Origin of the sequence: Rhodococcus sp. NPDC049939 (assembly GCF_040656415.1) — a bacterium.
Taxonomy (GTDB): Bacteria; Actinomycetota; Actinomycetes; order Mycobacteriales; family Mycobacteriaceae; genus Rhodococcus_F.
This window is the reverse complement of the sequence record NZ_JBFAMC010000002.1, coordinates 565,816-588,583: the sequence shown is the minus strand read 5'-3', so window position 1 is coordinate 588,583 and position 22,768 is coordinate 565,816. Positions and strand designations below refer to the sequence as shown.

Below are 22,768 nucleotides of genomic sequence, written 5' to 3'. Positions count from 1 at the left end.
GGCCCTACTGCTCCGGCTCGACTTCTGCGATCAACTCCACCTCGACGGCCGCGCCTAGCGGCAGCGCCGCCACACCGACGGCCGAGCGCGCATGGGCACCCGCCTCACCGAACACCTCACCGAGCAGCTCGGACGCGCCGTTCACGACGCCGGGCTGGCCGGTGAACCCCTCGGCGGACGCGACGAAACCGACGACCTTCACGATCCGCACCACCGAGTCGATTCCGACGAGGGCGTCAACAGCCGCCAATGCGTTCAGCGCACAGATCCGGGCCGCGGCCGTGGCGTCGTCGGCCGACACGTCTGCACCAACCTTGCCCACAGCCGTCAACTTGCCCTCGACCATCGGTAGCTGCCCGGAGGTGTACACGTGGTTCCCCGTTCGCACCGACGGCACGTATGCGGCCACCGGCGGGACGACGGATGGCAAGGTGATACCGAGTTCGGTCAGGCGGGCCGACCACCCGTGTGTCTGCGCCATCGCCTTCAGCCCTTCGGTCGCTTCAGGTAGGCGACGTGCTGCTCACCCGTCGGCCCGGGGAGAACCGTCACCAATTCCCAGCCGTCCGCGCCCCACTGGTCCAGGATCTGCTTGGTCGCGTGCGTGAGCAGTGGAACGGTGGCGTACTCCCAGGAGATCAATTCACTCATGCCGGTGAGCCTATCCCCCGCACGTTCCGACTCCCAGACTTATAGGCTCGACTCCGTGGTTGCATCTCCAGATCAGCTCACCCGCGCATGGCCGGACAAGGCAGCCCGGGCTCGGCTGCACTTTGTTTCCGGCAAGGGCGGAACAGGCAAGTCCACGGTGGCCGCGGCGTTGGCACTGGCCCTCGCCGAGGGGGGTCGTCGTGTCCTGCTGGTGGAAGTCGAGGGCAGGCAAGGAATAGCCCAACTCTTCGACGTACCCCCTCTGCCGCCGAAGGACACGAAGGTCGCGGCTGCAGAAGGGGGCGGTGAGGTGGTGGCGCTGGCCATCGACATCGAGACCGCGTTCCTCGAGTACCTCGACATGTTCTACAACCTCGGTTTCGCCGGTCGGGCGATGCGGAGGTTCGGCGCCATCGAGTTCGCCACCACCATCGCTCCCGGTCTCCGAGACGTCTTGCTCACCGGCAAGATCAAGGAATGCGTCGTGCGGACCGATACGTCCGGCAAGCGGGTGTACGACGCTGTTGTAGTCGACGCCCCACCTACAGGTCGTATCGGCAACTTCCTCGACGTCACGAAGGCGATGGCCGACCTGTCGAAGGGTGGACCGGTGCACGCTCAGAGCGAGGGCGTGGTGCGGCTGCTGCACTCGGAGGAGACCGTCGTCCACTTGGTGACACTGCTCGAAGCTCTTCCAGTGCAGGAGACAGCCGACGCCGCGGAGGACCTGGCCCAATCCAAACTCCAGCTGGGAACCGTCGTAGTCAATCGCACCAGCCCGCCGTTCCTGCCGCCCGAGGTGCTCGCCGACGTCTCCAAAGGCCGTATCGACGCCGAGAGGATTCGCGCCGGATTGAGCAAGGCTGGGATCACCTTGACCGAAGAAGATTTCGCCGGGCTGCTCACCGAAACGATCGAGCACGCGGCGGTGCTGGAAACCGAGGAAGAGAGTGCCGGGCAACTCGGAGATGTGGATGGAGCACGACTGCATCTGCCTTCGCTGGCCGACGGTGTCGATCTGGGCGGGTTGTACGAACTCGCGGAAATACTGATGGAACAGGGTGTCCGATGACACACACAGCTGAACACGAGCGTCGCCACACCGCTTCGGCCCTCGACGTAGCGGGCCTGCTCGAAGACAGAGCCACCCGAATTATCGTGTGCTGTGGCGCAGGCGGTGTGGGAAAGACCACCGTGGCAGCATCACTCGCCCTTCGCGCTGCTGAGCAGGGACGCAAGGTGGTCGTACTGACCATCGACCCGGCTCGCCGGCTCGCACAGGCTCTCGGCGTCGCCGAGCTCGACAACTCTCCACAGCCGGTGGAACTCGGGGCAAACGCAACCGGTGAGCTACACGCGATGATGCTCAACATGCGGCGCACGTTCGACGAGATGGTGATCGAACACTCGACACCGGAAAAGGCCGAACAGATAATCGCGAACCCCTTCTACCAGACCGTCGCCACCTCTTTCTCCGGGACGCAGGAGTACATGGCAATGGAGAAGTTGGGGCAACTTGCTTCGAGTTCCGACTGGGATTTGGTCGTGGTCGATACGCCGCCGTCCCGCAACGCCCTCGACTTCCTCGATGCACCTCAGCGCCTCGGCGCGTTCCTCGACGGTCGCATGATCCGACTGCTCACGGCACCCGGTCGTGGAATAACCCGATTCGTGACGGGAGCAATGGGTCTCGCACTACGCGGGGTGTCGACCATCGTGGGCAGTCAGATGCTCTCGGACGCCTCGAGCTTCGTCCAGTCACTCGATTCGATGTTCGGCGGATTTCGCGAACGCGCCAGAAGCACCTACGAATTGCTTCGACAGCCGAAAACGAAATTTCTGGTGGTCGCGGCGGCCGAACCGGACGCACTGCGGGAAGCCGCGTTCTTCGTGGACAGACTGCTCGGCGACAACATGCCGCTCTCCGGCCTGGTCCTGAACCGGACGCATCCCACCCTCGCCTCCCTGTCGGCCGATCATGCGGTCACCGCCGCTGATCAATTGGAAGACCAGGACCCCCTCACAGCTGCCGTTCTGCGCATTCATGCACATCGGGCAGTGATCGCCAAGCGTGAGGTCCAGTTGCTGAGCCGATTTACAGCGGCCCACCCGCGGGTGCCGATCGTCGGCGTTCCCTCGCTACCGTTCGAGGTGTCCGACCTCGAGGCTTTGAGGGCGGTGGGTGACCAGCTCACCCACAAGAACTCGTGAGCTCACCACCGTTTACTGGTCACCCGGCCCGCGTATCGACCCGGCTGCGAATCAGCCTCCGGATTCAGACGGCGGACTGGTGCTGCCGCTGGGCTTCGAAGAAGTCGGACCAGGATTCGACTTCGGGATGCTGCTTGAGTAGTGCTCGGCGCTGACGTTCCGTCATGCCGCCCCACACGCCGAATTCGACACGATTGTCGAGGGCATCGGCTCCACACTGCATCAAGACCGGGCAATGCCGGCATATAGTCGCGGCCTTGCGCTGCGCCGCACCACGGACAAAGAGTTGATCGGGATCGACTTCCCGACAACGAGCCTGAGTCACCCAGGCGATTCGCGCTTCAGCTTGCTCGACATCCAAACGGCTGGTTGGGGTGGTCATGTGCATTCGGTTCCCCTCTTCGAGTCTGCAAGTCCCCCCGCGCTATCACGCTGAGACTGCTCCACATAAAGCGATGGGGTGTTATATCCATCACACCGTTCCCATAATTTAGGTAAAGAACCTCCAATATGCAAGATGGGATTCGCACATTTTTGGTACGCGCGTCCATACCCCGTGCTCAGGGCAGTTTCCGGGTGGCAATCTGCACCCGGCTAGTGCACCTCCAGACCCCACGTACCCTGTAGAACGTGTCGATTGCAAAAACAGTGGGGAAGCTGGCGGGATCCTCCGCTTTAGCAGGCGCCCTCCTCGCCGGCGTCATGTTTCCGCTTGCCGGAGGATTCGGTTACGCCTCCAATCGGGCGGCGGATACGGTGGACAACGTCTCCGCCGAATTGGTCGACGGAGCCGTCCCCGCCGTCTCGACAATGGTCGATTCGGAGGGCAACCCGATCGCCTGGCTCTACGATCAGCGACGATTCGAGGTCCCTAGCGACCAGATCTCGAACGAGATGAAACTCGCGATCGTCTCCGTCGAGGACCGTCGGTTCCCCGAACACAAGGGGGTCGACTGGCAGGGCACCCTACGGGCATTCCTCACCAACACCACGAGCGGCGAGGTCCAACAGGGCGCCTCAACGATCGACCAGCAGTACGTGAAGAACTATCAGCTACTTGTCGTCGCCAAGACCGACGCCGAGCGTCGGGCCGCCATCGAGACGACGCCGGCACGCAAGATCCGCGAGATCCGGATGGCGCTCGCCCTGGACAAGGAACTCACCAAGGACGAGATCCTCACCCGGTATCTGAACCTGGTGCCCTTCGGCAACGGCTCATTCGGTGTGCAGGACGCTGCCCAGACCTACTTCGGCATCAACGCGTCGCAACTCAACGCGCAGCAGTCCGCGATGCTTGCGGGCATGGTTCAGTCGAGTTCGGCACTGAACCCGTACACGAACCCGGAGGGTGTCCTAGCCCGCCGCAACGTCGTTCTCGACACGATGATCTCGAGCATCCCCTCCCGCGCCGAGGAATTCCAACAGCTCAAGGAAACACCTCTCGGTGTGCTGCCCGAGCCCAACCGGCTGCCCCGTGGGTGTATCGCGGCCGGTGACCGCGGCTTCTTCTGCGACTACGCCCTGGACTACCTGGCCTCAGTCGGCCTCAGCCGCGAACAGATCGACAAGGGCGGCTACCTGATCAAGACGACGCTCGACCCTGAGGTCCAGGACTCGACCAAGGCGGCACTCGACGCCAATGCGAGCCCCACTCTCGACGGGATCGCCAACGTCATGAATGTGATTCAGCCCGGACAGGATTCGCACCGGATCCTCGCGATGGGCAGCAGTCGCACATACGGCCTCGACGTGAACGCCAGTGAAACCGTCCAGCCGCAGCCGTACTCGTTGGCCGGCCACGGCGCCGGATCAATCTTCAAGGTGTTCACAACGGCGGCCGCGATGGAGCAGGGTCTCGGCACCAGCGCCACGTTGGACGTCCCCGCTCGATTCGAAGCAAGAGGCTTGGGTAGCGGTGGCGCGCGCGGCTGTCCTCCGAACACGTACTGCGTCGAGAACGCGGGCAGGTACCCCTCAGCACTCTCGGTGACGGATGCACTCGCACAGTCGCCCAACACGACATTCGTCAAGCTGATCCAGGCGACCGGCGTCACACCGACGGTGGATATGGCCGTACGCCTCGGCCTTCGTTCGTACACCGATCCCAACACCTCGGGCTTCGACGACCGAAGCATGGCCGACTTCCAGAAGGAACAGAATCTGGGCTCGTTCACACTCGGCCCCACCTGGATCAATCCGCTCGAGTTGTCGAACGTCGCGGCGACGCTGGCCTCACACGGCATGTGGTGCCCGCCCACCCCGATCGACTCGGTGGTCGATCGTCAGGGCAATCCTGTCGCCATCAAGGAGCAGGCATGCGAGCAGGTCGTCGAACCCGGCCTGGCCGATACCTTGGCGAATGCGATGAGCAAGGACGACAAGCCTGGCGGTACGGCCGCCCGAGCAGCGGGCGCTGCCGGTTGGACGCTCCCGATGTCGGGCAAGACGGGTACCACCGAGTCCAACATGTCATCGGGCTTCCTCGGATTCACCAACAACTTCGCCGCAGCCACCTACGTGTTCGGCGACTCACCGACCCCGGGGCGGATCTGCTCGGCTCCGCTGCGCCCCTGCAGCGGCGGAAGTCTCTACGGCGGTAACGAACCCGCCCAGACCTGGTTCGCTGCACTGAAGCCGGTAGCCGACAAGTTCGGGCCGACGGAGCTACCGCCGCTCGACCAGAAGTACGTTCGAGGGTCGCAAAACGGCCAGGTTCCCAGTGTCACCGGCCTGAGCCAGTCGGCCGCGATCTCCCTCCTTCAGCAAGCGGGCTTCTCGGTGAACTCCGTGACCACCGAGTCAGAAGCGCCGAGAGGAACGGTCACCAGGTCGTCCCCGTCCGGTTCAGCCGTCCCCGGTTCGACGATCACGATCTACGTCAGCGATGGAGAGGCGCGGCCCGATCCGGAGGACCTGCCAGGCCAAGGGATTCCCATTCCACCTATTCAACTGCCATTCCAAATACCCGGCTTGCCGCCGATACAGTTGCCGCCCCTGCCTCGATGACGGACCGAACGTGGGTGGGGACGGTACGCACCGATGCGTACCGTCCCCACACCGCACCGTTCAAAGTCGTGACTTGACCGCGTGTGAGAGTCGCTTCCCGTCCGCCTTGCTGCCGGCGAGTGCTGAAGCAGCCTGCATGACCTGACCCATCTGACGCATCCCGGGACGCTCCCCGATCTGCTCGGCCACCTGAGCGATCGCAGTATCGACGACGTCGACGAGTTCGGCGTCATTCAACGGCGTCGGAAGATACTCGTCGATGATCTGGGCCTCGGCGCGCTCCTTCGCCGCCAACTCGCCTCGCCCGTTCTCGGTGTAGATCTCGGCGGCTTCGCCGCGCTTCTTCGATTCCTTCGCGAGGACCGCGAGAACCTCGTCATCGGTGAGTTCGCGGGCCTGCTTCCCGGATACCTCTTCGGTCTGCACGGAGGCCATCAGCATGCGGATCGTGGCAGTGCGAAGCGAATCCTTCGCCTTCATGGCGGCCGTCATGTCGGAGCGCAGTCGTTCTTTCAGTGAGTCAGACATGAGCAAGACGCTACGCGTTCGCAATCTGAATGAGCCATTGGAATTTTCCGCACCTATCGGGCACTGCATCTCGATTGCGCTCATCGGTATCCTGAGGGGGTGTTTGACGACTTCCGCACCAACCTGACCCGTGCTGCCGTGGGTACCGCGGGTGCTGCCGCCCTAGGCATCGGCTACGCCTCGCTCATCGAACGCAACGCGTTCGCGCTTCGTGAAGTGACGATGCCGGTCCTCGAACCCGGGTCGTCAACGCTGCGGGTTCTGCACATCAGCGACCTGCACATGATGCCCGGACAGCGGCTCAAACAGAGTTGGCTGCGGGAACTGGACAATCTCGACCCCGACCTCGTCGTCAACACCGGCGACAACCTGTCGCATCAGCGGGCGGTTCCGGCTGTGGTTCAGGCGATGGGGAATCTGCTGTCCCGTCCAGGACTGTTCGTCTTCGGCAGCAACGACTATTTTGCACCCACTCCCAAGAACCCCCTCAAGTACTTCCGCAAGGACCACGGGCGTGTTCTCGGTGACCCGCTGCCATGGGGGGACCTGCGCGCGGCGTTCACCGAACGAGGCTGGTTCGACATCACCCACACGCGGCGTGACTTCGAGGTAGCGGGGGTCAAGATCGCATCGGCCGGTGTCGACGACCCGCACCTCGGGCGCGACCGGTACGACACCATCGCCGGACCTCGCAACCCGCAGGCCGACCTTCGTCTGGGCCTGACCCACTCCCCCGAGCCCCGGGTGCTCGACCGTTTCGCCGACGACGGATACGACCTCGTGCTCGCCGGCCACACGCACGGCGGTCAACTTTGCCTGCCGTTCTACGGCGCGCTGGTCACCAATTGCGGCATCGACCGCTCACGCGTCAAAGGCCCGTCCCAGTGGGGCACGCACACCCAGGTGCACGTGTCGGCCGGAATCGGAACATCGCCTTGGGCACCGGTTCGCTTCTGCTGCCGACCGGAGGCCACGCTCCTCACCTTGGTTCCGGCAAAGCGAGACAAGTCCGACGCAGACGGCGAGCGGGCCCGCACTCAACCCTCTCAGAGCGAAGTGTTGCGCAACTGAGCTGCGGATTTAATTCCACAATCGCGATCCTGTAGGCTAGCCGAGGTTCAACACGGGGTGTGGCGCAGCTTGGTAGCGCGCTTCGTTCGGGACGAAGAGGTCGTGGGTTCAAATCCCGCCACCCCGACCAGTGTTAGCGCAGGTAGAGGCCCTATCCGAGGAATTCGGTAGGGCCTCTAATGCGTTTCTGTCCGCTGTGCGTCCGCCTGGGCAGACACCCCTGCCGGGCGCGTTGTCCTGGGCTGCTCTATTGCCACCAAGAGCCCTAACGGCGCGACTCGAGCGGCGGGTACAGGTAGGAGCGGCGGCTGTACTCCTCATTGGGCATCGCCTCAATCGAAGTGATCTCAGCGGGGATAGGCCCAGACTCCGAGAGCAGCGGCCGAACCGCGTTCATGCCGGCAACAACCGCCGCGTGCCAGTCCGCCTCGGGAATGCAGAGTGAGATTACGGTGCCATCGAGATCGCCTTTGAGGAGGGCAGGCAACCAGTCGGAGGGCAGACTGCCGGCCAAGTAGAGGGCCTGGTCTTCGGTAATCGTCTGGAGATCGAAGTCGATGGTTACCTCGACATTGTAATCCTGGGTGGTGAACATGGAGCTCCTTCGGTTGGGCGGTCGAACGCAGGGTAGAGGCCGGCACCGACCTCCGGGGAGTCGAGGAGAAACCGCCCCCTGACGGCGCGAAGCGACGGTCGCGGGTGGCTTCGACTACACCAAGCACGACTTCAGGCTCGAGCTCGTCGTCACCGGGGAGGAAGGCGACGTCTACAACTACGAAATTCGGCAGAAGGATGGGACCGTCACAACCGGCACATCGGGAGAATTCGGCAAGAACCGAGATAAGTCGATTCTAACGACCGGGGTTACGACTTTCGATGTAGAGCGGGTGACTGTCAAGGCGGAGGGGACGAATGGCGTTGGTGGACAGTGCGTTTTGACACTCCCATCGAGTTGATCGCACTGCTTTTCGCCCCCTGCAGTCGCTCATTCATTCCGGAGAGGTCCAGAAATACTCAGAGTGCGTTGATTCGTTTCTGGATATGTACGGAATAGATGCGCCCCTGTACCGAGTTTTCCTGGTGGAGTGAGCTTCTCGTCCTCATTATGTGTCCGGTCATTGGTTTTCTCTCCCCCGAGTCCACACACCATCAATAGCCGCCAACGATCACAATTCTCGAATCTCCTGGCACAGAGCACATCCCACCAATTGCTCCTATTCGCCGACATCCACAAACGCCCTGGAAATGTCGTTCGGGACGAAATGGGCGTGGCCTCTGCTGCATCTCGAAACGCCATGAGTAAACTTGCCCTAATGACTACCGCAGTGTTGAGCAAGCAGTACAAGACTGTGAACAGCAAGCAAATGGCCTACCACGACGTCGGAACTGGCGACCCCATAGTGTTCCTGCACGGCAACCCGACATCGTCGTATCTCTGGCGCAACATCGTGCCGCACCTGTCCGGGCAGGCGCGGTGCATCGTTCCCGATCTGATCGGACACGGTGACTCGGACAAGCTCGACAACCCGGGAGTTGGCTCCTACACATTCGTCGAACATCGCGAATACCTCGACGGTCTACTCGATCAACTCGAACTCGGCGACAGGATCACCCTCGTCATCCACGACTGGGGCTCGGCGCTCGGGTTCGACTGGGCCAACCGCCACCGTGACCGGGTCGCAGGAATCGCGTACATGGAGTCGATCGTGCGTCCCGTGACGTGGGAGGAATTTCCGGAGTCCGCGCGCGGAAGCTTCGAAGCGCTGCGCTCTGAGGCGGGCGAGGAGATGGTGCTCACCAACAATCTGTTCGTCGAGACGATCCTGCCCGCGTCGATCATCCGCAAGCTCAGCGACGAGGAGATGAACGAGTACCGGCGCCCGTTCGCCGAGCCGGGTGAGGACCGCCGCCCGACGCTGACCTGGCCGCGCCAGCTCCCACTCGGCGGCGAGCCGGCCGACATGGTCGAGATCGTGCAGTCCTACGCCGACTGGTTGTCGACCTCCGAGGTGCCCAAGCTGTTCATCGATGCCGAACCCGGCACGATGTTCGGACCCCATCGCGAGTTCGCCCGCACCTGGCCGAACCAAACCGAGACGACTGTCGCCGGAATTCATTTCGTCCAGGAGGACAGTCCCCACGAGATCGGCGAGGCGATCGCCGCCTGGCTACCGAGCCTGGAGCGATCCTGAATTGACGGAGCGGCCGACGTGTTGACTGTTACGCGGCCGCTCTTGACACGTTTTGGCGTGCGCTACAAAACTCGCCTGCATGACCACCGTAGCGTTGAGCAAGCAGTACAAGACTGTGAACGGTAAGCAAATGGCGTACCACGACGTCGGAACCGGTGACCCTGTCGTCTTCTTGCACGGCAACCCGACGTCGTCGTATCTCTGGCGCGACATCGTGCCGCACGTGTCCGGGCAGGCGCGATGCGTCGTGCCCGATCTGATCGGACAGGGCGACTCGGACAAGCTCGACAACCCGGGAGTTGGCTCCTACACATTCGTCGAGCATCGCGAGTATCTCGACGGTCTACTCGATCAACTCGAACTCGGCGACAGGATCACCCTCGTCATCCACGACTGGGGCTCGGCGCTCGGGTTCGACTGGGCCAACCGCCACCGTGACCGGGTCGCAGGAATCGCGTACATGGAGGCGATCGTTCGCCCCGTGACGTGGGAGGAATGGCCGGAGTCCGCGCGCGGCATTTTCGAGTCGCTGCGTTCGGAGGCGGGCGAGGAGATGGTGCTCACCAAGAACCTGTTCGTCGAGGCGATCCTGCCCGCGTCGATCATCCGCAAGCTCAGCAACGAGGAGATGAACGAGTACCGGCGCCCGTTCGCCGAACCGGGTGAGGACCGCCGCCCGACGCTGACCTGGCCGCGCCAGATCCCGCTCGACGGCGAGCCGGCCGACGTGGTCGAGATCGTGCAGTCCTACGCCGACTGGTTGTCGACCTCCGAGGTGCCCAAGCTGTTCGTCAATGCCGAGCCGGGCACGATCCTGACCGGACCGCAACGCGAATTCGCCCGCACCTGGCCGAACCAAACCGAAACGACCGTCGCCGGAATTCATTTCATCCAGGAGGACAGCCCGGACGAGATCGGCGAGGCGATCGCCGCCTGGCTACCAAGCCTGGGGCGGTCGAGCTAGATCACGTAAATCATGCCTAATCGTGAGGATCGGAATTGCGGCAAGTGCTCGTGGACACTGACTGCGGCGTGGATGACGCTCTCGCACTGGCCGTTCTCGCGAAGTCGGCTGACCTCGAGTTGACGCAAGTCACGTCGACCTGGGGGAATTGCACGGCCGATGAAGCGGCAGCGAACGCACAGTACGTGCTGAGTACCGTCGACGCTGACCAGGTGCCGATAGTTGCCGGGTCGTCCAGACCACATCCTTCGTGGCACCGGGGCACCGCTCATGGCCCGGATGGTCTCGGTGGAAGCGAGCCACCGCGACCACCGTGGGCCGGTCCATCGGGTGCAGCGGAGGCGATCGTGCAGTTCGCTCTCGACCACGCCGGTGAAGCGGAATTGCTGTGCATCGGACCGCTGACGAATCTGTCGGCGGCTCTGGGACGCGCGCCATGGATACCAGAGTTGTTCCGGCGCGTGGTCATCGTGGCAGGCCACGGTGTGAGCGATAGTGAATGGTTGCGGCAGACCGGCGATACCAATACCCGGCACGATCCTGCTGCCGCCCAGCATGTTGCGGACTCATCGATCCCCGCGATATGGGTAGGCATCGACGTCACCCGGTCCGTGTTGCTGACGGAAGGTGATTTCGGGGACGGGAAGGTCGGTCGGGTTCTTCGCCGAATTCATCAGGACTATGGGCAAAAACGGGCGAGAGCGTACGGGTATGCGGATATGAGCTGGCACGTTCCGGCGCATGATGGCGTGGCAGCCGTGTGCTTGGCAGACGAGTCGGCGGCGGGCCTGGTGACAGCGCCCGGAAGAATGGCTGTGGTCGACACCGAGGCGGGGCCGACACTGCGGTGCGGGGGTTCGGGGAACCATCGGGTCGCAACAGGAATCGATGCCGCATCCGTCGTGAGCCTGTTGAGGCGGGGGGCTCAGTAATGAATTAATTCATGCACGCGATTGACGCCGTTCAGCAATCGAGTGTGACTCCCCCGAGTATCGCGCAGGATGGTCACTCTTTCGATCTACATGCGAAGCTTGCCTTTTCGAGATTCCGGTACGCGTCGCCCGACTTGACGCAGAGAAGTCGCCGCTTGTAGCGTTCAGGGTGAATCATCCTTCCAGAGATTCACGAGTCAGGTTCCCCGGCGTGCCCGGGGAACCTGACTCTTTCTTGGAATCATCCGGTTCTATCTGAGTGTCATCGCGTTTCGGGGAACGTACCCTGAGTGCGCAGTTGGGTTCACAGACCCCGATCGATCAGGTCGAGGATTTCCTCGCTGGTCGCCGCGTGAATCTTGTCTACCGCGTCGGTGTGCGCATCACCGGCACCACCACCGACCTCGGCCAACAGCTTCTCCAGTCGCTGCGCGATCGCCGAGCGCGTGTCGCCGTCTTCGCCGAGTTGCGCGATGGTCGCGCGGAGCCGGTCGATGTCGGCAAGGGCAACCGACGTGGGGTCCGGAGCGAGCTCCGCACGCAGGAACTCGGCGACGGCACGCGAACTCGGGTGATCGAACACCATGGTCGGCGGCAACCGCAGTCCGGTAGCGGCACTGAGATGGTTACGAAGGGCGACGGCCGCGAGCGAGTCGAAACCGAGCTCTTTGAACGCCTGATCCGGGTCAACCGAGTCCGAAGCGGGGAAGCCGAGAACTTCAGCGGCTCCAGCCCGTACCAGATTGAGCATCAGATGCCGTTGTTCAGGAATCGACCGGTTCGCAAGGCGCTGAGCCCAATCCGCCGTCCCGGATCCACTCGACCCGGTCCCTGCTCCGTCCGATCCCGCCGCTCGCGGGCGTGATTCGCGAATCAGGCCACGCAGCGGAGCGGGGACATAGGGTGCCGCCGAACCGGAGTAGTCGAACCGGGCGGCCGCCACCGCGGGCGCATCGGCGGTCAACGCGCTGTCGAGAAACGCCAGGCCATCGGCTGCGGTCATCGGAACCATTCCGCTGCGGCGCGCACGGACCAGATCGATTGCACCGAGGTTGTCAGTCATGGCACTCGGCGGTGCCCACATGCCCCATGCGATCGACAGCGCAGGCAGGCCGAGGGCGTGGCGGTGACGGGCGAGGGCGTCGAGGAACATGTTCGCGGCCGCGTAGTTCGCCTGCCCGGGCGCCCCGAGGATGCCGGCTAGCGACGAGAACATGGCGAAGGTTTGCACGTCACAGTCTGCGGTCAGCCGATGCAGGTGCCACGCCGCGTCGACCTTCGGTCGCAGCACCTCGTCGAGCTGTTCCGGAGTGAGCGAAGGCAAGGTGGCGTCGTCGATCACTCCGGCCGCGTGGATCACCGCCGTCAGCGGGTGCTCGGACGGTATCCCTGCCAGCAAATCGGCGAGCGCAGGCTCGTCGGACGTATCGCAGGCGACGATGCTCACCTCGGCTCCCATTTCGTCCAACTCGCGGCGCAACTCATCGCAACCATCGGCCTCAGGTCCGCGCCTGCTGGTCAGCAGCAAGTGTCGGGCACCATGCTCGGTCACCAAGTGGCGAGCGACCAACGACCCCAGAGTTCCGGTGCCGCCGGTGACGAGAACGGTGCCGCGCGGGTCGAATGCCGAATCCGAACGGTCAACTGCGCGTAGACGACGCAACCGAGGGGCAAGCAAGGTTCCGTTCCGCGCTACCAGTTGCGGTTCCCCGCTCACCAGTGCCGACGTGACCGCGACCTGCGGATCCGATCCTTCGTCGAGGTCGATCAGCACGAACTGTTCAGGGTTCTCATTTTGAGCGGAGCCGACGAGACCCCAAACGGCCGCAGCCGCAAGGTCGGTGTGATCGTCCTGGTGCAGATCGTCATCGGTGAGGATCGCATTGCGGGTCACTATCACCAGGGGGCAGCCGGCGAAATCGTCTTCGAGCCACGTGTGCAGCAGGTTCAGCACCCGGCCGCACAGTTCGTGAGTCGCACCCGCGCCTTGCTCGCCCTGGGTGCCACACTCGACCAGCACCGCCTGAGGACGCTGGTCGCCCTCGTCCGTGGTGGACTCCATCGCAGTTCGCAGAGCTTCCACGTCCGGATAGCTCGGGAATGTCGAACCAAATCCATTGTCGCCGAATACCTCGGCGCCGAGGACGACCATCGGACCGGGACTCGTCTCGGGCGATCCGATCTCGACCGGAATCCAGGAAAGTCGGTGTAGTCGTCGGGCGGCTGAACGGCTTACTCCTTCACCGTCGGCCACCCGTGGCACGACTTGCAGCGCATCGATGGTCAGCACCGGCTTGGATTCGGCGTCGGAGGCGACTACCCGATAACGCCCGTCCTCCCTCTTGTCGAACCGCACCGACAGCGCCTGTGCGCCGTCGGAGTGCAGGCGAATTCCAGACCAGGCCTGCGGCCAGTCGTCCCACCCGAGGATGGGCTCCAGCATCGCCTGCAGCAGCAACGGGTGGATGCCGAAACCGCTTGTGTCGGTGCCTTCGTCGAGACTCACTTCGATCTCGGTGCCTTCGTCGAAGCTCACCTCGGCATCAGCGCCTTCGTCGAGACTCGAGTCGGCATCGCCCGAAACCTGTTGCGCTGCCTCGGCGGCAACACCGACGACATCGTCGATCGTGGCCGACGAGTTTCGAACCCACGTGTCCGAGGTATCATCCTCGCCCAGGTTCGACGAGATTGCGACAGTGCGTTCACCGGTGTCACCGGTCGGCGACACCAGCACCCGGATCAGTGCCGCCCCCGACGACGGTAGGGCCAGCGGATGGTGCAGGGTGAGTCCCTGAATGTGGTCGAGACCGACTTGGTGTGCCACATGCAATGTTAGTTCGACCAGCACCGCCGGCGGCAGTATCTTCAGATCCTCGGACGAGGGCGAGTCCTCTTCATCGACCGGAGCTGTCACGAGCGATGAATCTCGCCGAAGCGACAGCTGTCCGGTGAACAACGTCGAGTCGTCGTCGAGTTTCACCGCCGCGCCGAGCAGCGGATGATTCGCTGCGCTGAGCCCCAGCTCGGTCGGATCGCCGGCATTTCGGGCGGGCTCCGCCGGCCAGAAGGAACGCCGCTGGAACGCGTAGGTGGGCAGGTCCACGCGGCGACGATCGGGAAGCACTCGATCCCACTCGATCGGTATGCCACGCACATACGCGGCACCGACCGCCGCGAGGATCCCGTGCGCCTCGTCTCCACGTCCGGGCAGGCTGGCAATCGTGTCCGGGGCGAGTTCGGCGGCATATGCGGCCAGGGCTGCGCCTGGACCGACTTCGATGAATCGGGAGACGCCTACTTCTTGGAGGGCACGGATACCGTCGTGAAAGCGCACTGGCTGCCGAATGTGTTGCGTCCAGTAATCCGGAGACGTGAGTTCGGCGGCGGTCGCGATCTGTCCGGTCACGTTGGAGACGACCGGAACCTTCGGTGTTTGGGCCGTAAACTTCGACACCACGTTCTTGAACTCGTCGAGAATCGGTTCCATCAGCACGGAATGAAAGGCCCGCCCGACTCGTAGGCTCGTGGTCTTCACGCCGGCGTCCGCCAACTCCGATGCGATGGCTCGCACGTCGCGTTCGCCGCCCGCGAGGACCACCGACTCGGCACCGTTGACCGCCGCCAGGTCGATTCGGCCATCGATCTGCTCGAGGACATCCTCCGCAGATGCCCGCGCGGCGATCATCAGGCCAGGTTCGGTCGACTGCATCAGCCGACCGCGGTCACCCACCAATGCTGCCGCGTCGGGCAGGCTGAACACACCGGCGACATGTGCGGCGGTGATCTCTCCGATCGAATGCCCGATCAGGTAGTCGGGGGTGATGCCCCAATCCCGCAGCAGGCGATAGAGCGCCACCTCGACGGCGAACAGAGCCGGTTGGGTGTATTCGGTACTGTCGAGCTTCGCGTCTCCGTCATCAGCCTCATCCCAGATCACTTGCCGAACAGGTGTTTTCACATGTTCATCAAGTACGGCGCATACCTCGTCCAGGGCATCGGCGAATACCGGGTAGGTTTCGTAGAGGCCACGACCCATCCCGATCCGTTGTGCGCCTTGACCGGTGAACATGAATGCCGTCTTGCCGCGAGCACTCACCCCGGTGATGATGTTGCGGCCCGACCGTCCCTGGGCGATACGAGCCAGCCCCTCGCGTAGGTCGGCTACGGTGTCTCCGATCACCGCGGCGCGATGCGGGAAGTGGGATCGAGTGGTGGCCAGGGAGTATGCGAGATCGGCCGGATCCGGGAGGTCTGCCTCGCTCCTGTCGAGAAACTCTTCCAACTGTGCGGCCTGCGCACGCAACGCATCCGCGGACTTACCCGAAATCACCCAGACCATCGGTGACGTAGACGGCGCAGGTGAGATCTCCGGCATTGCTTCCGGTATTTCTTCAGCGGGCGGCTCCTCGAAGATCATGTGTGCATTGGTGCCACTGATGCCGAACGAAGAAACAGCCACTCGACGAGGCCGTCCAGTATCCGGCCAGGCGACGGGTTCGGCGAGGAGCGAGACCTCGCCCGCTGTCCAATCAACGTGCCGGGTCGGTGCGTCGCCGTGCAGGCTCGGCGGCAACACCCCATGGTGCATTGCCATCACCATCTTGATGACCCCGGCCACTCCGGCGGCCGCCTGAGTATGCCCGATGTTCGACTTGACCGAACCGAGCCATAGCGGCCGGTTCCCCCGATCTTGCCCATAGGTGGCCAACAGCGCCTGCGCCTCGATCGGGTCGCCCAGCGTCGTGCCGGTGCCGTGCGCCTCCACGGCGTCGACGTCGGTCGGTGTGAGCCTGGCGTTGGCCAACGCTTGCCGGATCACCCGCTCCTGGGACGGCCCGTTCGGTGCTGTCAATCCATTGGAAGCCCCGTCCTGGTTGACCGCCGAACCACGAACGACCGCCAGCACACGATGACCGTTGCGTACCGCGTCGCTGAGACGCTCCAACACCACCATTCCCGTGCCCTCACTGAGCCCGGTGCCGTCTGCCCGGTCGGAGAAGGGCTTGCACCTTCCGTCCGGGGCAAGTCCGCGCTGGCGGCTGAACTCGACCAGCACACCGGGTGTGGCCATCACCGTCGCTCCGCCGGCCAGCGCAAGCGGACATTCGCCGTCGCGCAGCGCCTGCGCCGCGAGATGCATGGCCACCAGTGACGACGAGCAGGCAGTGTCCACGGTGACTGCCGGACCGGTGAATCCGAGCGAGTAGGAGATCCGGCCGGACGCCACGCTGTCGCTGGTTCCGGTCATCAAGTAGCCTTCGGCGTCGACATTTCGCTGCGCCATCAAATGGAAGCCGTAGTCGCCTCCCATCAGCCCGATATACACGCCTGTTCCGGTGAGATCGGGTGAATCGGGTTGGATCCCCGCCCGCTCCAAGGCTTCCCAGGCGCTCTCGAGCAGCAGTCGTTGCTGGGGATCCATTGCGATCGCCTCACGTGGGCCGATACCGAAGAACGCAGCATCGAACTCGTCGGCGTCGTAGAGGAACCCCCCTTCACGCATGTAGGTCGTGCCGCTGCGATCTGGATCGGGGTCGTAAACCTCGTCGATGTTCCAACCTCGGTTGTCGGGGTACGCGCCTGCGGCGTTGTGGCCATCGCTGACCAGTTGCCACAGATCTTCGGGGGAATACACTTTGCCCGGGTACCTGCAGGCCATACCGACGATCACGATCGGGTCGTCGTCCCTGCGAGTGCGCGCCGGGCGGGTCTCTTGCGCAGGTGTACTGCTACCGAGTAGGCGAGCCAGCAGTTCCTGGGTGACCGCATCGGCGGTTGGATAGTCGAAAACCACTGTTGCAGCAAGTCTTACACCCGTGGCAGTGGCCAGCTGATTGCGAAGCTGAACGGCGGTCAGCGAGTCGAAGCCGAGCTGTTTGAAGGCACGTTCCGGGTCGATCGCCTCTTTTCCGTCGTGGCCGAGTACTGCAGCCACATTGCTGGTGACGATGTCGAGCACTCGGCTGTGGCGCTCGCCCGGATCAAGTGCGCGCAACTCGTCGGCAAGGCCGGTGGGTGAGTCGTCGGCGGCTGCGGTGCGACGACGACGGATACCGAGGACTCGGCGCAGGATTGGAGGAACCGACTCACCGTCGGTTCGAGAAGCACGCATCGACAGACGCATCGGCACGATCAAGGGTCGGTTCAAGACCATCGCCGCATCGAAAAGCGCCGGACCCGACTCCGGGCTGATGGTGTCGATACCGCTGCGCTGCAACCGATCGAGATCGGTTGCGTTCAGGTGTGACGTCATCCCACTGGGTCTGTCCCACAAACCCCACGCCATCGAGATCGCCGGCAACCCGCGGACCCGGCGGTGCTGCGCGAGCGCGTCGAGGAAAACGTTCGCCGCCGCATAGTTCGCCTGGCCGGCACCGCCAAGCACACCCGCCGCCGAGGAAAACAGCACGAACGCCGACAAGTCCCGGTCTTGCGTGAGCTCGTGTAGATGCCAGGCACCGTCCACCTTCGGGCGAAGGACGGCGTGCAACTGGTCTTGGCTCAACGTGGCCGCGATTCCATCGTCGAGTACCCCGGCGGCGTGGACGATGCCCGACAGGTCGGGAATGTCGGCAAGCAGCGCAGCGAGCGCTGCTCGATCGGCCACGTCGCACGCCGCAGCGCTGACTTCGGCCCCCATCTCTGCGAATTCGGCTCGCAGTTCGTCCGCCCTCTCGGCGTCGAGCTCATGTCTGCCGGTCAACACCAACCGGCGCACCCCGTACTTCGTAACGAGATGACGGGCTATCAGTCCGCCGATCGTTCCCGTGCCCCCGGTGATCATGACGGTGCCATCCGGACCGAAGGGTGCAGGGTCTGACTCTCGTGCGGACTTGACCGGTGCCGCGGTGAGCGTCGGTGCAAGCAGTGTGCCTCCTCGGACCGCCAACTGCGGTTCCTTGCAGGTCGATGCCGCTGCCAGCAATGAAAGATCTGGCGATTCACCAGCCGCTGTGTCGAGATCCACCAGCGTGATGCGATCCGGATGCTCGTTCTGTACGGCACTGATCAGTCCCCACGCGGGTGCGGCAGACACTTCGTCGATCGGTTCGTCGTCGAGTACCGCCACCGCGAGCCTGGTGGTGACCACCAGTCGGGTTCCGTCCAGGTGTCCCTCACGCAGCCAGGACTGGACTGCTTGCAGCGCGTCCTGCGCGGCAACGTGTGCCCGAGCAGGCATGTCCCACTCATCGCTCGGTTCGAGGTCCAACCACAGCACGCGACCGGCATGGTCACCGTGGGCGAGCGCCTCCCCGAACGGCATCAAGTCCGCCGGGGCGGTGGCAGATGGCACAGTCGGCGACCACTTCACACGGAAGAGACTGTTGCCGATTTCAATAGCCGACGCGCCCGCATCCCTAAGTGGTCGAAGTGCCAGCGAATCCGCGGTAAGCACCGGTTTACCAACGGCGTCGTACGCAGATACCCGGTACCGTTCCGCCTCGGTCATTGTGATGTGCACACGCAACGAGGTTGCACCCTCGGCGTGTAGCTGTACGTTGTCCCAGGAAAACGGCAGCCGAATATCCCGTGCACCAGTCGCTGCGGCCCCGAGCGCAATCACGTGCAGCGCCGCGTCCAGCACCGCTGGGTGGATCCCATATCCCGCTACCGCGGCAGCTGGGTCGTCTCCGCCGAGCCGGACCTCTCCGTACAGCTCTCCGTCGCGGTGCCAAGCTGCACGCAGACCCTGGAAGGTCGGGCCGTACCCGTAGCCGACTTCATCGAGCATTCCGTACAGTCCGCCGACGTCGATCGGTACGGCATCAGCCGGCGGCCACTGCTGCTCGAGAGAACCGCCGACGTCCGTAGCCCCTGTGAGGGTGCCGCTTGCGTGCCGCGTCCAGGGAGTTTCCTGCGAGGCATCTGCCGCCCTCGAGTACACGGCCACCGTGGCCCGGCCGGCTTCCCTGTCGTCGAGCACGCTGACCTGTATGGCGACCTCGTCCTCGGCGGGAATGACGAGGGGCGCCTCGATGGCGAGTTCCTCGATCCGGTTGCACGCGACGCGGTTACCTGCGTGTAGGGCGAGCTCAACGAAAGCTGTGCCGGGCAGTATGGCGGTTCCGCGTACGGCGTGGTCGTTCAGCCATGGAAAACGTTCTGGCGAAATCAAGCCTGTGAACACCGCACCTCGACCGTCTCCGAGTTCGACAGACGTGGCGAGCATCGGGTGTCCGCCCGCTTCCATGCCGGCGGACTCGAAGTCACCCAGCGGCGCCGGACTGTCCAACCAGTAGTGGCGGTGCTGGAAGGCATACGTAGGCAGTTCGACCCACGGCTGGCGATCGTCGCGTCGAGCCCAGCTCACCAGATCCCAGTCGACATCCAATCCGTGTACCCGCGCCTCGGCGAGTGCGGTTGTGAACTGACGCATGCCTGCGCGGTCGCGCCGGATGCTGCCGACGACCCGGCCGGCGATGCCCGCTTCGTCAAGGGTTTCCTGCATCGGCACGGTCAGGACCGGATGACTGGATGACTCGACGAACAATCGATACCCGTCTGCGACGAGCGACCTCGTCGCTTCCTCGAACCGAACTGGGTGGCGCAAATTTCGGTACCAATAGCCCGCATCGAGGGCGGCACCGTCCAGCGCTCCACCAGTCACCGCCGAGTAGAACGGAATCCGCGACGGATGGGGTGTAATCGGAGCGAGAGCATCGAGAATCGGCTGTCGCAGGACCGAAACATCCGCGCAATGCGAGGCGTACTCGACATCGATCCGCCTGGCCTGGACCCCCTCGCCCTGCAACTGCCCCACCAAAGTATCGAGGGTGTCATCGGGGCCGGATACCACCGTTGCGGACGGCCCGTTGATCGCCGCCACCTCGACCGCTCCGGCCAAGGGTTCAATTTTTGCTCGCACAGTCTCCGCAGGCAGACCTATCGAGGCCATCCCGCCGCCGCGCCGGGCCGACTCCACGATCACCTTGCTGCGTGCCGCGACCACCAGCGCCGCGTCAGAAAGGCTCAGCGCACCACACACGTAGGCGGCGGCAATCTCACCCTGCGAATGCCCGACCACTGCGGCCGGTTCGACGCCGTGCGCACGCCACAACTCCGCGAGACCCACCATCACCGCAAACAGGGCCGGCTGCACCACGTCGGCCCGGTCGAGCGAGGCAGGATCGGGATCACGCAGGACATCGAGCAGCGAGAACGTCGTGTACGGAGCCAGCGCTTCGGCACACTTGTGCACCGCGTCCGCGAACGTCGGAGACGAATCCAGCAACTCGGTTGCCATGCCCACCCATTGCGAACCCTGGCCGGGGAAGACGAACACCGGCCGGTCTCCCGCTTCCAACGCCGCGCCGGCGACCACGTCCGGGCTGGGCGCGCCTCGACTCAGCGCATCCAGGGCGGATAGCAGGCCCTCGAGCTCTGTACCGATCACCGCCGCACGCTGGTCGAAGGTCGCACGCGAACTCAGCAGTGCACCTGCCACTACCGCGGGCGGCAGTTCGGGGTGGTCGGCAGCGTACTCGCGTAGCCGCGCTGCCTGAGTGCGCAGCGCGGGTTCGGTCTGGGCCGAAACGAACCAGGCCAAGACTTCGCCTGGGGCATCCGGCTCCGGGGTCAGCGGACCGTACTGCAACTCGACCGGCGGAGACTGTTCCAGAACGACGTGAGCGTTGGTACCACTGATGCCGAACGACGAGACAGCGGCGCGGCGGGGCCGGTCTGTATCCGGCCAATCCTGATTCTCGGTGAGCAAGGACACCGATCCAACCGACCAGTCGACGTGTGGGGTCGGTTGATCGACGTGCAACGTCTTCGGTAGGACGCCGTTCCGCATGGCCATGATCATCTTGATCACCCCAGCGACCCCGGCAGCCGCCTGAGTGTGACCGAGGTTCGACTTCACCGAACCGAGCCATAGCGGCTGGTCCTCTGGGCGATCACGTCCGTAGCTCGCCAACAATGCGGACGCCTCGATCGGATCACCCAGCTTGGTGCCGGTACCGTGCGCCTCCACAACGTCGACATCGGCCGGATCCAGACCGGCATTGTCCAGCGCCAGCCGTATCACACGCTCCTGGGCCTGCTTGTTCGGAGCGGTCAAGCCGTTGCTGGCACCGTCCTGGTTGACCGCACTGCCTCGGAGAACGGCCAATATTCGGCGACCATTGCGCTCTGCGTCTGAGAGGCGCTCGAGCGCAATCATCCCCGCGCCTTCGCCCCAAGCAGTGCCGTCGGCAGCGGCGGAAAATGCCTTGCACCGCCCGTCTCGGGCCAGTCCGCGCTGACGACTGAACTCTACGAACACTGCGGGCGTCGCCATGACGGTCGCCCCACCGGCCAGTGCTAGTTCACACTCACCGCTGCGTAAAGCCTGCATCGCGAGGTGGATGCAGACCAGCGACGACGAACAAGCGGTGTCTACGGTGATCGCGGGACCGGACAGACCGAAGCTGTACGCCACTCGTCCGGACGCGACGCTCATGGAATTGCCGGTGATGAAGTAACCCTCTAGGTCTTCGGGCGGCCGTCCGCCGACCCGTGCCGCGTAGTCGATGCCGGAAAGCCCGGTGAAGACCCCGACCTGCCTGCCGTGCACCGATCGTGGATCGATTCCGGCATGTTCGAACGTTTCCCAACTCGTTTCGAGTAGTAGGCGCTGCTGGGGATCCATGGCCAGCGCCTCACGGGGAGAGATACCGAAAACTTCCGGATCGAACTCCGCAGGTTCGTCGAGAAAGCTGCCCTGGGCCGTGTAAGTCTTGCCGGCCTGCTCTGCCTTCGGATCGTAAAGCTCCCCCAGGTCCCAGCCCCGGTCGTCGGGAAACTCGGCTACGGTATCCGCTCCCGATTCCACCAACTGCCAAAAGTCCTGAGGTGACCGCACCCCGCCGGGGAACCTGCAGCCCATCCCTATGACAGCGATCGGTTCGCGGCTCACCCCCTCGGCCTCACGAAGCTTCTCCCGCGCCTGGTACAGGTCTGCGGTCACTCGTTTCAGATAGTCGAGGAGCTTCGCCTGATCGGCCATTCGAGACCAGCTCCCATCCAAGATCTGCCTTACCAGCGTAAGAACTCGATTGTATCTGCGACCGCGACCCGGATGCATTGATCAGCAGTCAGTGTGGACGCGCTCAGACCACGAGATCCCGCCGTCCTCGCATGATTCTGCCCAGGCCGAAGCAAGATCAGACCCCGCTTCTGGACGCTTGAATTGCCGCATCCCGACACCTGGGGAGCAAGTCGATACTTGC

The 22,768-nt window shown here is 63.9% G+C and carries 13 protein-coding genes and 1 tRNA gene; 8 read left to right on the top strand and 6 right to left on the bottom strand.

Annotated elements, in window-relative coordinates:
• Nucleotides 1-4 precede the first annotated feature (4 nt).
• Complete coding sequence (locus tag AB0I57_RS12045; RefSeq protein ID WP_358334745.1) at nt 5-481, bottom strand: RidA family protein; 477 nt, start codon at nt 479-481, stop codon at nt 5-7.
• A 5-nt stretch (nt 482-486) separates the two neighbouring features.
• Entirely contained in the window at nt 487-651 is a 165-nt protein-coding gene (locus tag AB0I57_RS12040) for a DUF4177 domain-containing protein (protein WP_358334742.1), read from the bottom strand.
• Here AB0I57_RS12040 and AB0I57_RS12035 point away from each other — a divergent pair.
• Both AB0I57_RS12035 and AB0I57_RS12030 read left to right on the top strand, forming a co-directional pair.
• Nucleotides 650-1,723, top strand: a complete 1,074-nt coding sequence (locus AB0I57_RS12035) for an ArsA-related P-loop ATPase (RefSeq protein WP_358334739.1) — start codon at nt 650-652, stop codon at nt 1,721-1,723. The two genes, AB0I57_RS12040 and AB0I57_RS12035, sit on opposite strands and share 2 nt — an antisense overlap.
• Nucleotides 1,720-2,862 carry an ArsA family ATPase gene (locus AB0I57_RS12030; protein WP_358334736.1) on the top strand — a complete coding sequence of 381 codons (1,143 nt, stop codon included), beginning with the start codon at nt 1,720-1,722 and terminating at the stop codon, nt 2,860-2,862. Before AB0I57_RS12035 ends, AB0I57_RS12030 begins: the two co-directional genes overlap by 4 nt.
• A gap of 64 nt (nt 2,863-2,926) precedes the next feature.
• On the opposite strand, the gene AB0I57_RS12025 is transcribed toward AB0I57_RS12030, so the two are convergent.
• Entirely contained in the window at nt 2,927-3,250 is a 324-nt protein-coding gene (locus tag AB0I57_RS12025; RefSeq protein WP_005248496.1) for a WhiB family transcriptional regulator, read from the bottom strand.
• A 260-nt stretch (nt 3,251-3,510) separates the two neighbouring features.
• On the opposite strand from AB0I57_RS12025, the gene AB0I57_RS12020 reads away from it, so the two are divergent.
• Nucleotides 3,511-5,868, top strand: a complete 2,358-nt coding sequence (locus tag AB0I57_RS12020; protein ID WP_358334939.1) for a transglycosylase domain-containing protein — start codon at nt 3,511-3,513, stop codon at nt 5,866-5,868.
• A gap of 60 nt (nt 5,869-5,928) precedes the next feature.
• Here the strand turns inward: AB0I57_RS12020 and AB0I57_RS12015 are convergent, their stop codons facing one another.
• Nucleotides 5,929-6,396 carry a GatB/YqeY domain-containing protein gene (locus AB0I57_RS12015; RefSeq protein ID WP_358334733.1) on the bottom strand — a complete coding sequence of 156 codons (468 nt, stop codon included), beginning with the start codon at nt 6,394-6,396 and terminating at the stop codon, nt 5,929-5,931.
• 99 nt (nt 6,397-6,495) lie between these two features.
• Between AB0I57_RS12015 and AB0I57_RS12010 the strand changes: the two genes are divergently transcribed.
• Both AB0I57_RS12010 and AB0I57_RS12005 read left to right on the top strand, forming a co-directional pair.
• Nucleotides 6,496-7,467, top strand: coding sequence for a metallophosphoesterase (locus tag AB0I57_RS12010; protein WP_358334730.1), 972 nt, complete (start codon nt 6,496-6,498; stop codon nt 7,465-7,467).
• Between the two features lie 53 nt (nt 7,468-7,520).
• A tRNA-Pro gene (locus tag AB0I57_RS12005) sits at nt 7,521-7,597 on the top strand.
• A gap of 135 nt (nt 7,598-7,732) precedes the next feature.
• On the opposite strand, the gene AB0I57_RS12000 is transcribed toward AB0I57_RS12005, so the two are convergent.
• Complete coding sequence (locus AB0I57_RS12000) at nt 7,733-8,062, bottom strand: hypothetical protein (RefSeq protein ID WP_358334727.1); 330 nt, start codon at nt 8,060-8,062, stop codon at nt 7,733-7,735.
• 718 nt (nt 8,063-8,780) lie between these two features.
• Here AB0I57_RS12000 and AB0I57_RS11995 point away from each other — a divergent pair.
• The 3 genes from AB0I57_RS11995 (at nt 8,781) to AB0I57_RS11985 (ending at nt 11,555) form a co-directional block, all read left to right on the top strand.
• Nucleotides 8,781-9,659, top strand: coding sequence for a haloalkane dehalogenase (locus AB0I57_RS11995; RefSeq protein ID WP_358334724.1), 879 nt, complete (start codon nt 8,781-8,783; stop codon nt 9,657-9,659).
• A 79-nt stretch (nt 9,660-9,738) separates the two neighbouring features.
• Complete coding sequence (locus tag AB0I57_RS11990; protein WP_358334721.1) at nt 9,739-10,623, top strand: haloalkane dehalogenase; 885 nt, start codon at nt 9,739-9,741, stop codon at nt 10,621-10,623.
• 44 nt (nt 10,624-10,667) lie between these two features.
• Nucleotides 10,668-11,555 carry a nucleoside hydrolase gene (locus AB0I57_RS11985; protein ID WP_358334718.1) on the top strand — a complete coding sequence of 296 codons (888 nt, stop codon included), beginning with the start codon at nt 10,668-10,670 and terminating at the stop codon, nt 11,553-11,555.
• Nucleotides 11,556-11,859: 304 nt separating this feature from the next.
• Here the strand turns inward: AB0I57_RS11985 and AB0I57_RS11980 are convergent, their stop codons facing one another.
• Nucleotides 11,860-22,545: an SDR family NAD(P)-dependent oxidoreductase gene (locus AB0I57_RS11980; protein ID WP_358334715.1), complete on the bottom strand. Its 10,686-nt coding sequence runs from the start codon at nt 22,543-22,545 to the stop codon at nt 11,860-11,862.
• Nucleotides 22,546-22,768: the final 223 nt, after the last annotated feature.

What these genes read in the sequence shown, in the direction of transcription:
- AB0I57_RS12045 (WP_358334745.1), bottom strand. Translation starts at nt 481, where the DNA reads ATGGCGCAGACACACGGGTGGTCGGCCCGCCTGACCGAACTCGGTATC.
- AB0I57_RS12035 (WP_358334739.1), top strand. Translation starts at nt 650, where the DNA reads ATGCCGGTGAGCCTATCCCCCGCACGTTCCGACTCCCAGACTTATAGG.
- AB0I57_RS12040 (WP_358334742.1), bottom strand. Translation starts at nt 651, where the DNA reads ATGAGTGAATTGATCTCCTGGGAGTACGCCACCGTTCCACTGCTCACG.
- AB0I57_RS12030 (WP_358334736.1), top strand. Translation starts at nt 1,720, where the DNA reads ATGACACACACAGCTGAACACGAGCGTCGCCACACCGCTTCGGCCCTC.
- AB0I57_RS12025 (WP_005248496.1), bottom strand. Translation starts at nt 3,250, where the DNA reads ATGCACATGACCACCCCAACCAGCCGTTTGGATGTCGAGCAAGCTGAA.
- AB0I57_RS12015 (WP_358334733.1), bottom strand. Translation starts at nt 6,396, where the DNA reads ATGTCTGACTCACTGAAAGAACGACTGCGCTCCGACATGACGGCCGCC.
- AB0I57_RS12000 (WP_358334727.1), bottom strand. Translation starts at nt 8,062, where the DNA reads ATGTTCACCACCCAGGATTACAATGTCGAGGTAACCATCGACTTCGAT.
- AB0I57_RS11995 (WP_358334724.1), top strand. Translation starts at nt 8,781, where the DNA reads ATGACTACCGCAGTGTTGAGCAAGCAGTACAAGACTGTGAACAGCAAG.
- AB0I57_RS11990 (WP_358334721.1), top strand. Translation starts at nt 9,739, where the DNA reads ATGACCACCGTAGCGTTGAGCAAGCAGTACAAGACTGTGAACGGTAAG.
- AB0I57_RS11980 (WP_358334715.1), bottom strand. Translation starts at nt 22,545, where the DNA reads ATGGCCGATCAGGCGAAGCTCCTCGACTATCTGAAACGAGTGACCGCA.